Raw genomic sequence first — 9834 nt, 5'->3', positions numbered from 1 at the left:
GGTTTGGTAGAAACCACACAAAAAGGCGAGAGTGTTACTGCTGATCCTCTACCTGAATACACTGGTTTGGTAGAAATTACAAAAAAAGGTGAAAGCGTCACCGCCGATCCTCTACCTGAATATACAGGTTTGGTAGAAATTACAAAAAAAGGCGAAAGCGTCACCGCTGACCCTCTACCTGAATACACTGGTTTGGTAGAAACCACACAAAAAGGCGAGAGTGTTACTGCTGATCCTCTACCTGAATACACTGGTTTGGTAGAAATTACAAAAAAAGGTGAAAGCGTCACCGCCGATCCTCTACCTGAATATACAGGTTTGGTAGAAACCACACAAAAAGGCGAGAGTGTTACTGCTGATCCTCTACCTGAATACACTGGTTTGGTAGAAATTACAAAAAAAGGTGAAAGCGTCACCGCCGATCCTCTACCTGAATATACAGGTTTGGTAGAAATTACAAAAAAAGGCGAAAACGTCACCGCTGACCCTCTACCTGAATATACAGGTTTGGTAGAAACCACACAAAAAGGCGAAAGCGTTACGGCTGAGCCTCTGCCTGAACATACAGGTTTGGTAGAAATTACAAAAAAAGGCGAAAGCGTTACGGCTGAGCCTCTGCCTGAATATACAGGTTTGGTAGAAACCACACAAAAAGGCGAGAGTGTTACTGCTGATCCTCTACCTGAATATACAGGTTTGGTAGAAATCACACAAAAAGGCGAGAGCGTTACGGCTGAGCCTCTGCCTGAATATACAGGTTTGGTAGAAACCACACAAAAAGGCGAGAGTGTTACTGCTGATCCTCTACCTGAATACACTGGTTTGGTAGAAATTACAAAAAAAGGCGAAAGCGTTACGGCTGATCCTCTACCTGAATATACAGGTTTGGTAGAAACCACACAAAAAGGTGAGAGTGTTACTGCTGAGCCTCTGCCTGAATATACAGGTTTGGTAGAAACCACACAAAAAGGCGAAAGCGTTACGGCTGAGCCTCTGCCTGAATATACAGGTTTGGTAGAAATTACAAAAAAAGGCGAAAGCGTTACGGCTGAGCCTCTGCCTGAATATACAGGTTTGGTAGAAACCACACAAAAAGGCGAAAGCGTTACGGCTGAGCCTCTGCCTGAATATACAGGTTTGGTAGAAATTACAAAAAAAGGCGAAAGCGTTACGGCTGAGCCTCTGCCTGAATATACAGGTTTGGTAGAAATTACAAAAAAAGGTGAAAGCGTTACGGCTGAGCCTCTGCCTGAATATACAGATTTGGTAGAAACCACACAAAAAGGCGAGAGTGTTACTGCTGATCCTCTACCTGAATATACAGGTTTGGTAGAAACCACACAAAAAGGTGAGAGTGTTACTGCTGAGCCTCTGCCTGAATACAAAGATAGTACGATTTTTGTTTCTGAGCCAGCAGCACAAATCAATGCCCTGCTCAGCTTAACTACTGAGGTAGATAAAGCCATTATTTCCCCAAGTACAAACAACCAGAAAGTATGGGCAAAGATTGGCACAACAGATAGCACCTATCGTTCAACTATAAACAATTTTAATCAGAGACTAACTCAAACTCATCTAGGAGTAGAGAGCGTATTGAATAACAACATTGTTATCGGGGCGATACTATCAAAATCCCAATCAAAAAATGATTTTAAACAATCATTCAATGGTAAAGGGACAACAACAATGTTATCTCTTTATGGTAAAAAAGAGTGGAAAAATGGCATATCTATTGGTATTGATACAAGTTTAGGTAAAGCCCAAAATACCGTTACTTATATGGATAAATCCGCTAAATTTAATCGTAATATTGTAGTAGTTGGAGCCAATATTAGTAAGTATTGGGCGGTTCAAGGTTTTAATATTAAACCAACTATGGGCGTACGCTACTACCATCTATCAAGTGTAAATTACCCATTACCTATGGCAAACATAAACACGCCTTCAGTGGATTTAGTAAGCTATCAAGCAGGATTATCAATCAGTAAAACGTTCGATATTAACAAAGTGAAAATTACACCTGAGATCAGCAGTTATATCTTAAATGTTAATCACGGAAAATTGAAAACCCAAATAAACGCACGGAATTTGGAACAGGGAATAGGAAATCAATTCAAACAAGAAATGGGCATTTCCTTATCGTTCCATAACTGGAATACCCGCATTAATGCAGGCATTTTAAAAGGCAATAAAAGACAAAATCAAAAATCTCTGTCTTTTAAAATAGGCTATGAATGGTAAATTTTTATCGAGGTGAAAGTGAATTTAGCATATATTTGGGGTACACCATTACAAAGCGGACATTTAAAATCCGAATTCATCGACTTTATTGTACGTGAAGAATTAGGCTATGAACTCTCTGGCGAAGGCGAATTTGTTGCGGTTAAAATCCGTAAAACGAATGCGAATACCCTTTTTGTTGGTGAAAAATTGGCAAAATTTGCAGGCATTCCAGAGCGAAATATGAGCTATGCTGGTTTAAAAGACCGCCACGCAGTAACTGAACAATGGTTCAGCCTCCACTTAGCAGGTAAAGAGACGCCTGATTTCTCGACTTTTGAATGTGAAGGCGTGGAGATTTTAGATGTGACTCGGCATAATCGCAAAATTCGAGTGGGATCTTTAGCTGGCAATCACTTTGAATTATTACTACGAGATGTTAAAAAAAGCGATGATCTCATTCATCGCTTACAGCAAATACAAGCGGTCGGATTTCCTAATTATTTTACCGAACAGCGCTTCGGGCGAGATGGACATAACTTAACCCAAGCTCTGCGTTGGGCAAAAGGCGAGATTACCGTAAAAGATCGTAAAAAACGCAGTTTTTATCTTTCAGCTGCTCGCTCGGAAGTGTTTAATTTAGTGGTTTCCCAACGTATTGCTGATGGCTTGATAAACCAAGTGCTAGAGAATGATTATGTTCAGCTGGCTGGCTCAAATAGTTTTTTCTGTGTAAAACAAGAAGATATTGCCGAAACACAAGCACGTTTAACTAGTTCCGATGTGTTACTCACTGCTCCTCTCATCGGTGAAAAATCCCTTGAGGTAGAAAGCAATCCAACGGAGAAATCCATCATTGAGCAACACGCTGATTTAGTGGCATTGATGAAAAAAGAGCGAATGAATAATGCTCGCCGAGCAATGCTGTGTAAGCCTCAATATCTCAAATGGCAGTTTGAAACAGACGGATTACGATTGAAATTCTTTTTAGATTCAGGCAGTTATGCTACAGGATTGGTACGAGAGCTGATTCTTTTATCAGAAGAGAATGAAGTTTAATTTAGCAAGCGGTTAGATTTATTAGATTTTTTGCAATTTGCAAAACTTTCTTAAAATCTTACCGCTTTTTACACTTTTAGACTAAAAAAATTGTCGAAAAATTGTTAGAATTGACTACTTTTATACTTAGTATCTCTTTAGCAGTAAGATCTAAAGGAAATTATGAGAATTTTAATCAGTAATGACGACGGTTTTCACGCTGTCGGCATTCAAACCTTAGCCAAAGCATTACGAGATGCTGGGCATATTGTTACGATTATCGCACCCGATCGTAACCGCAGTGCGGCATCAAGTTGTTTAACACTAGTTGATCCTCTGCGTGTACATCGTTTTGATGAATATAATTATGCGGTAATTGCTGGCACGCCAGCCGATTGTGTCCATTTAGCCTTAAATGGCTTATTTGATGGCAAATTTGCCGAAAAATTTGATTTGGTAGTTTCGGGCATTAATCACGGGGCGAACTTAGGCGATGATGTGGTTTACTCAGGCACAGTGGCAGCGGCATTAGAAGGTCGCCACTTGCCATTACCGAGCATTGCGGTTTCGCTAGTTGGACGTAAACATTCCTCGTTTTTAGATGGAGAAAACCATTTTGAAACTGCGGCTCAGGTTGTATTAGATTTGCTGGTAAAAATGGAAAGCCAAGTGTTCCCCACAAACCACGTTTTAAATGTGAATGTGCCAAATTTACCTTATTCAGAACTTAAAGGTACGATGATCACCCGTTTAGGTGCGAGATCACCGGCAGCTGAAATTGTAAAACAGAAAGATCCCCGTAATGCCTATGTTTACTGGATTGGTGTAACAGGCGATCCTATTGATGAAAGCTACGGCACAGATTTTTATGCGTTAAATCGAGATTGTGTGTCTATTACTCCAATCCAAGTGGATATGACCGCACATAAAATGATTGCGACTTTAAAAGGCATTTTTAATGAAACTGTTTGAAAAAATTTATGACAAAACAATGGAATGGTCAGAACACCGTTTTGCGGCATTTTGGTTGAGTTTCGTCAGCTTTATTGAGGCAATTTTCTTTCCTATTCCGCCTGATGTAATGCTGATTCCTATGTCGATGGCAAAGCCAGAAAATGCGTTTAAATATGCACTTTATACCACCATTGCTTCCGTGTTAGGTGGTATTATCGGTTATTTTATCGGCTTATATGCAACCGACTGGGTGCAAGGTGTTATTGCCAACTGGGGAATGCAAGCAAACTTTGATAGAGCAAAGGATTGGTTTGAAACTTGGGGCGTGGCAGTGGTATTTTTAGCAGGGTTCTCTCCGATTCCTTACAAAGTATTTACCGTATGTTCAGGCGTATTACAGATGGCATTTTTCCCATTCGTAATAACCGCTGCAATTTCTCGTTTTGCTCGTTTTATTTTGGTTGCAAAACTTTCTGCGTGGGGTGGAAAAAAATATGAAGTTAGAATTCGCCACTCTATTGAATTAATTGGTTGGGTAACTATCCTACTTGCGGTAGTTACCTATCTTCTTTATAAATTATTGAACTAAAATTTTAAGGATAATAGAAAATGAAAAAATCACTTTTTGTTTTATCTCTTGCATCTTTTGCATTAGTGGGTTGTTCAAATACTTCCAGTGAATCAAATACTTCATCTTCAGAAATGACAGAAGCAAATGCAAGCTGGCAAGCAGCGGATAGCATTCAAACTGCACCAATGCCTGCTTCAATGAATCAGCCTGTTGCAGTGCCGCCAGCACAGCCTGTTTACTCAGCGCCTCAGCCTATTAGTGCTGCACCTGCTCCAACACCTGTCTCAAGCGGTAGCTATGGCTCTCAAGTAGAAACTGTAGGCAACTGCCAAGTTGTGCGTGATGGCAATAATGCCCCAATTTACTCACAAATTACCAAAGGTTGCTACACCGATAGCTCTTATACAGTGGGTAGAAGCGATACTCTTTATTTAATCGGCTACTTAACAGGCACAAGTGCGAGCCATATTGCAAACTTAAACGGCTTAAATGCAAATGCTACATTAAAAGTGGGCCAAGTATTGCGTGTGCGTTAATAGGCGGATGGAATGAAAAAATCATTTTTGACATTTGCAATTTCTTGTGCATTTTTGACCGCTTGTGGAACAAGCTCAAAACAAGACAATCTTGATGATCCGAACCTATTACCCTCAGGCACATTAGAGCCTGTTGCAGGCTCTGGAGCAAGTCAAGGAAGTTATAGTTTACCGTCTGATATCAAGCCAACTTCTATGCCTGATACAATGAAATAATTTAGGATAATCATTTAATGAAAAAGCAATTTATTCTTTTACCTTTAGTTTCTGCTATTTTAGCTGCTTGTTCCTCGCACAATCCTGCACCAGTGGTAAATGCTTCGGGCAATAATGAACTAAGCCCGGGTGTAATGCAGCCTGTAGATACCAATGTGGGTACAATAAACTCAAGTGGTGGTTGGCAGTCTGATATTCAATCAGCACCAATGCCAAGCTCAATGAACACGTCTGTGCAAACAATTCCACAGCCTGTTTCTTCTGTGCCACAACCTATTTCTACACCGCAGTCGATTGCGACTGTACCACAGCCTGTTATTACTAATCCTGTGATTACGGAGCAACCGCCACAGCCGACAACCACGACCAAAATCGTGAAAAAAACCAAAACGGTAGAGAAAAAAGTCGATCAGAATTTTGAGATTCCTCGCGATGCTAACAATGCACCGATGTATAACCAAATTCAAAAAGGCTTCTATGACGGCTCAACTTACACAGTTCGCAAAGGCGATACAATGTTCTTAATTGCTTATATTGTGGGTAAAGATGTCAAAGAAATCGCTGCTCTCAACAATATGAGTGAGCCTTATCAATTAAATGTTGGGCAAAAAATCAAAACGGGTAAATCGGCTACTGAAACCATTACGGTTGAGGAAAAAATTACTGTGCCTGTTGAACCGCAAATTACTTATCAGCAAGGTGCAAATGGTACAACTTATGCATCTGATGGCAACATTACTGGTCCTGTAAAAGCAGGTGCCGGCAATGCAGAAGTACCTGTTGCGAATAGCGGTATTCGTGCTTCAGCCGGTACAGTTTCAGCAGTAACAGCTTCAGCAGGTACAGTAAGCCAAATTGAGAACCCAACAAGCTCTACTATTCGAGCAACTACAGCAACAACGGCAAATTCAGTATCAAGTTCAAATACAGCAGCACCAGCTTCATCAATCAAATGGCAATGGCCAACAAATGGGCGTGTTATTGCTGGCTTCTCATCTGCAGAAGGCGGTAATAAAGGCTTAGATATTGCAGGTACGAAAGGTCAAGATGTGCGTGCAGCGGCAGCAGGTAAAGTGGTGTATGCAGGTAATGCTCTGCAAGGCTATGGGAACTTAATCATCATCAAACATACCGATGATTTCTTAAGTGCTTATGCACACAACAACACCATTGATGTTGATGAGCAAGACACCGTTAAAGCAGGTCAGAAGATCGGTACTTTAGGCAGCACAGGCACAAATACTAACAAACTTCACTTTGAAATTCGTTACAAAGGTAAGTCTGTCGATCCTGCTCGTTATTTACCAAGAAAATAATGGTAAATTTTTACCTTTTTAGACCGCTTGTATCCTTAGCTAATTACAAGCGGTCTTTTTCTATTGGAATTTTGCAAATGACAGATAGACAAATAATAAGATGCGATTGGTGTGAAGGTAGTGATATTTATGTGAAATATCACGATGAAGAATGGGGGAAACCTGAATTTGATAGCCTCAAGCTGTTTGAAAAAATTTGCCTTGAAGGACAACAAGCCGGGCTATCTTGGATTACGGTATTGAAAAAGCGAGAAGCCTATCGCCAAGCATTTTATCAATTTGATCCCGTCAAAATCGCTCAAATGACAGAACCCGATCTCGATCAATTAATGCAAAATGCCGGGGTAATCCGCCACCGTGCAAAATTAGAAGCCATTATCAAAAATGCGAAAGCCTATCTTACGATGCAGGAAAAAGGCGAAGATTTCAGCGACTTTATTTGGGCGTTTGTAAATCATCAACCACAAATTAATGATGTACCAACCCTTCAAGCCATTCCGGCGAAAACGGAGAACTCAAAGGCGATGTCTAAAGCATTAAAAAAGCGAGGATTTGTTTTCGTAGGGGAAACCACTTGCTATGCGTTTATGCAGTCAATGGGATTAGTTGATGACCATTTGAATAATTGCATCTGTAAAACAAAATAGCGATAAAAAATAAGGCGACTTAGTGGTCGCCTCATCTCAATTCAAATTATTGATTGTTTTGAACGTAATCAATCGCTGATTGAACTGTAGTAATTTTTTCAGCTTCTTCATCTGGAATTTCAATATCGAATTCTTCTTCTAAAGCCATTACTAATTCAACTGTATCTAAAGAGTCAGCACCTAAATCTTCAATGAATGAAGCTTCTGGTTTAACGTCTTCTGCTTTCGCGCCAAGTTGATCAACAATGATTTTTTTTACGCGTTCTTCAATGCTCATTTTGTTTTTCCTATAGTGAATATCGCATAAGTGCGAGAGTTAATTAGTGTAATCGAAATAATTTTAGATACAACCTTTTATAAAAAGGTCTAACCAGACTACTTCAATACACAAGAATAAAACTGTAATCAGTTTCGCCATTCTATCATTATGTTTGTCTTTAATCTATAGCGATAGTTCAAATTTCCCGATCTGCTTAACGAACCTTAGCTAATTCAGCTCGCATTTGCTCAATCACAGCTTGGTAATCAGGCTGGTCAAAAATCGCAGAACCAGCTACAAACATATCTGCACCTGCTGAGGCAATTTCCGCAATATTATTCACTTTCACCCCACCATCAACTTCTAAGCGAATATTATAGCCACTCTCATCAATACGGCGGCGTACTTCACGCAATTTATCTAAGGTTGAGGGAATAAAAGATTGTCCGCCAAAGCCCGGGTTTACCGACATCAACAAAATCACATCGATTTTATCCATCACATAATCTAAATAATGCAGCGGTGTTGCAGGGTTAAACACCAAGCCCGACTTACAACCTAAATCACGAATTAGCTGTAAATTGCGGTCAATATGCTCCGTTGCTTCTGGGTGGAAAGTAATATAATTCGCCCCTGCTTTGGCAAAATCTGGAATTAAACGCTCAACAGGTTTTACCATTAAATGCACATCAATCGGGCATTGAATACCATAATCTCGCAATGCTTTACAAATTGCAGGGCCGAAAGTTAGGTTTGGCACATAGTGATTATCCATCACATCAAAATGAATTAAATCCGCTCCAGCTTTTAGCACTTCTGCCACATCGTCACCAAGTCTCGCCAAATCTGCCGATAAAATCGAAGGGGCAATCAAATAAGGATTTTTGCTCATATTTCCTCACAATTTATGAATGAATAATTGCTAGATTACCATAATTTTAAAAATGAAAATCAGATCTAGATCTAAAAATTCACTTTTTCTTTAAATTCCATAAAAAAGTTATGGAATAAGAATAAAATTTCGTATAATATATATCCCATAATTTAATTATGGTTAATGAGCCTATTGTCAAAATTCTGGAGAAAATATGAAAAAAGGGATTCATCCTGAAAATTATCGTGAAGTACTGTTTTATGATGCCTCTGTACAACAAGGTTGGGTTATTCGCTCTTGTGCCTCAACAAACAAAACAATGGTATGGGAAGATGGTAAAGAGTATCCACTTTATACCTTAGATACCTCATCAGCATCACACCCGGTTTACACAGGTAAACGCCGTGAAGTGAATACAGAAGGTCGTGCAAGTCAATTTAAAGATAGATTTAAAGGCTTTGCTACAACCCTTTCAAATAAAAAATAGAAGGACATAAAATGAAAATTTTAAACTCATTAAAATCAGCAAAGACACGCCACCCTGATTGCCAAATTGTCAGACGCAAAGGTAAACTCTATGTAATTTGCAAAACCAATCCAAGATTTAAAGCTCGTCAGCGTTAAAAAAGCAGCACCTTAATTGACTATTAAGGTGCTCTTTTTTTATAACCAAATATTCAAAATCATTCTCTTTATTTGCTAATTTTCCATCATAATCTGCTATTTAACTCACTGCTCAAACTAAACTAATCATTTCATTATGACTTATTCCATTTAGTTTATTTGCAAGCGTTCATTTTTCCTTTTAAATTTGCAAAAAATTTAACTTACCTATCAAAAGGAATTTATTATGTTGAAAAAATTATCAGTTGCTGCATTAGCTCTTACCCTTTCTGTTTCTGCATTTGCTAAAGAGAGCTTAATTGAGCGTATCAATAACAAAGGTACTATTACCGTTGGTACAGAAGGAACTTACGCCCCTTGTATATCTCAAATGAGTTAAACTAAGCAACACAACCCGTTATCGGCATCTCGTCTCGTCCCTTGAAAGCACTTCGTTGTGTAGCTTAGAGAGCCGACAACTTTCATCACAAAAACCGAACAGTTGCACGAACACAACCCGAATACAAGGCAGGTTACGATGAATGAACTTAATTTCTGTGGCATTGATGTTGCTAAACGTAGTTTTGTTGTCGGTATCAG

General features: G+C 39.3%; 12 protein-coding genes and 1 pseudogene. 11 read left to right on the top strand and 2 right to left on the bottom strand.

What is annotated here, in order from left to right:
* The 8 genes from ACERCG_RS10295 to ACERCG_RS10260 form a co-directional block, all read left to right on the top strand.
* Positions 1-2241 (top strand): autotransporter domain-containing protein (locus tag ACERCG_RS10295; RefSeq protein ID WP_373611980.1); only part of this gene is annotated, 2241 nt, incomplete at its 5' end.
* Positions 2242-2259: 18 nt separating this feature from the next.
* Entirely contained in the window at positions 2260-3279 is a 1020-nt protein-coding gene (gene truD / locus ACERCG_RS10290; protein WP_373611979.1) for a tRNA pseudouridine(13) synthase TruD, read from the top strand.
* A 162-nt stretch (positions 3280-3441) separates the two neighbouring features.
* Positions 3442-4230 (top strand): 5'/3'-nucleotidase SurE, encoded by a 789-nt coding sequence (surE, locus tag ACERCG_RS10285; protein WP_373611978.1) that lies wholly within the window; start codon positions 3442-3444, stop codon positions 4228-4230.
* On the top strand, positions 4217-4801 hold the full coding sequence (locus ACERCG_RS10280; RefSeq protein WP_373611977.1) for a YqaA family protein: 585 nt from the start codon (positions 4217-4219) through the stop codon (positions 4799-4801). The genes surE and ACERCG_RS10280 overlap by 14 nt, the downstream gene beginning before the upstream one ends.
* Before the next feature lie 20 nt (positions 4802-4821).
* Entirely contained in the window at positions 4822-5319 is a 498-nt protein-coding gene (locus tag ACERCG_RS10275; RefSeq protein ID WP_373611976.1) for a LysM peptidoglycan-binding domain-containing protein, read from the top strand.
* 12 nt (positions 5320-5331) lie between these two features.
* Entirely contained in the window at positions 5332-5535 is a 204-nt protein-coding gene (locus tag ACERCG_RS10270) for a hypothetical protein (RefSeq protein WP_373611975.1), read from the top strand.
* A 17-nt stretch (positions 5536-5552) separates the two neighbouring features.
* Positions 5553-6851: a murein hydrolase activator NlpD gene (gene nlpD, locus ACERCG_RS10265; RefSeq protein ID WP_373611974.1), complete on the top strand. Its 1299-nt coding sequence runs from the start codon at positions 5553-5555 to the stop codon at positions 6849-6851.
* Between the two features lie 77 nt (positions 6852-6928).
* Complete coding sequence (locus ACERCG_RS10260; protein WP_373611973.1) at positions 6929-7498, top strand: DNA-3-methyladenine glycosylase I; 570 nt, start codon at positions 6929-6931, stop codon at positions 7496-7498.
* A 46-nt stretch (positions 7499-7544) separates the two neighbouring features.
* Here ACERCG_RS10260 and acpP read toward each other — a convergent pair whose 3' ends face one another.
* Both acpP and rpe read right to left on the bottom strand, forming a co-directional pair.
* Complete coding sequence (acpP, locus tag ACERCG_RS10255) at positions 7545-7775, bottom strand: acyl carrier protein (protein WP_006249478.1); 231 nt, start codon at positions 7773-7775, stop codon at positions 7545-7547.
* A gap of 196 nt (positions 7776-7971) precedes the next feature.
* The gene (gene rpe / locus ACERCG_RS10250) at positions 7972-8649 is read right to left on the bottom strand and encodes a ribulose-phosphate 3-epimerase (protein ID WP_373611971.1); all 678 of its coding nucleotides are present in this window, start codon (positions 8647-8649) and stop codon (positions 7972-7974) included.
* Positions 8650-8845: 196 nt separating this feature from the next.
* On the opposite strand from rpe, the gene ACERCG_RS10245 reads away from it, so the two are divergent.
* From ACERCG_RS10245 to ACERCG_RS10235, 3 genes and pseudogenes are all read left to right on the top strand, one after another.
* A complete protein-coding gene (locus tag ACERCG_RS10245) occupies positions 8846-9118 on the top strand; it encodes a type B 50S ribosomal protein L31 (protein WP_373611970.1) in 273 nt (90 codons plus the stop codon).
* An 11-nt stretch (positions 9119-9129) separates the two neighbouring features.
* Positions 9130-9255 (top strand): type B 50S ribosomal protein L36, encoded by a 126-nt coding sequence (ykgO, locus tag ACERCG_RS10240; RefSeq protein ID WP_025218041.1) that lies wholly within the window; start codon positions 9130-9132, stop codon positions 9253-9255.
* 226 nt (positions 9256-9481) lie between these two features.
* Positions 9482-9613, top strand: a pseudogene (locus tag ACERCG_RS10235) (amino acid ABC transporter substrate-binding protein); the annotation flags it as partial.
* Positions 9614-9834: the final 221 nt, after the last annotated feature.

Source organism: Mannheimia sp. E30BD (assembly GCF_041807785.1).
Taxonomy (GTDB): Bacteria; Pseudomonadota; Gammaproteobacteria; order Enterobacterales; family Pasteurellaceae; genus Mannheimia.
This window is presented reverse-complemented; position numbering and strand designations above follow the sequence as displayed.

Excerpts from the sequence above, each read along its gene's own strand:
- ACERCG_RS10245 (WP_373611970.1), top strand. The coding sequence starts at position 8,846 with ATGAAAAAAGGGATTCATCCTGAAAATTATCGTGAAGTACTGTTTTAT.
- ACERCG_RS10260 (WP_373611973.1), top strand. The coding sequence starts at position 6,929 with ATGACAGATAGACAAATAATAAGATGCGATTGGTGTGAAGGTAGTGAT.
- ACERCG_RS10280 (WP_373611977.1), top strand. The coding sequence starts at position 4,217 with ATGAAACTGTTTGAAAAAATTTATGACAAAACAATGGAATGGTCAGAA.
- ACERCG_RS10275 (WP_373611976.1), top strand. The coding sequence starts at position 4,822 with ATGAAAAAATCACTTTTTGTTTTATCTCTTGCATCTTTTGCATTAGTG.
- rpe (WP_373611971.1), bottom strand. The coding sequence starts at position 8,649 with ATGAGCAAAAATCCTTATTTGATTGCCCCTTCGATTTTATCGGCAGAT.
- surE (WP_373611978.1), top strand. The coding sequence starts at position 3,442 with ATGAGAATTTTAATCAGTAATGACGACGGTTTTCACGCTGTCGGCATT.
- nlpD (WP_373611974.1), top strand. The coding sequence starts at position 5,553 with ATGAAAAAGCAATTTATTCTTTTACCTTTAGTTTCTGCTATTTTAGCT.
- ykgO (WP_025218041.1), top strand. The coding sequence starts at position 9,130 with ATGAAAATTTTAAACTCATTAAAATCAGCAAAGACACGCCACCCTGAT.
- ACERCG_RS10270 (WP_373611975.1), top strand. The coding sequence starts at position 5,332 with ATGAAAAAATCATTTTTGACATTTGCAATTTCTTGTGCATTTTTGACC.
- acpP (WP_006249478.1), bottom strand. The coding sequence starts at position 7,775 with ATGAGCATTGAAGAACGCGTAAAAAAAATCATTGTTGATCAACTTGGC.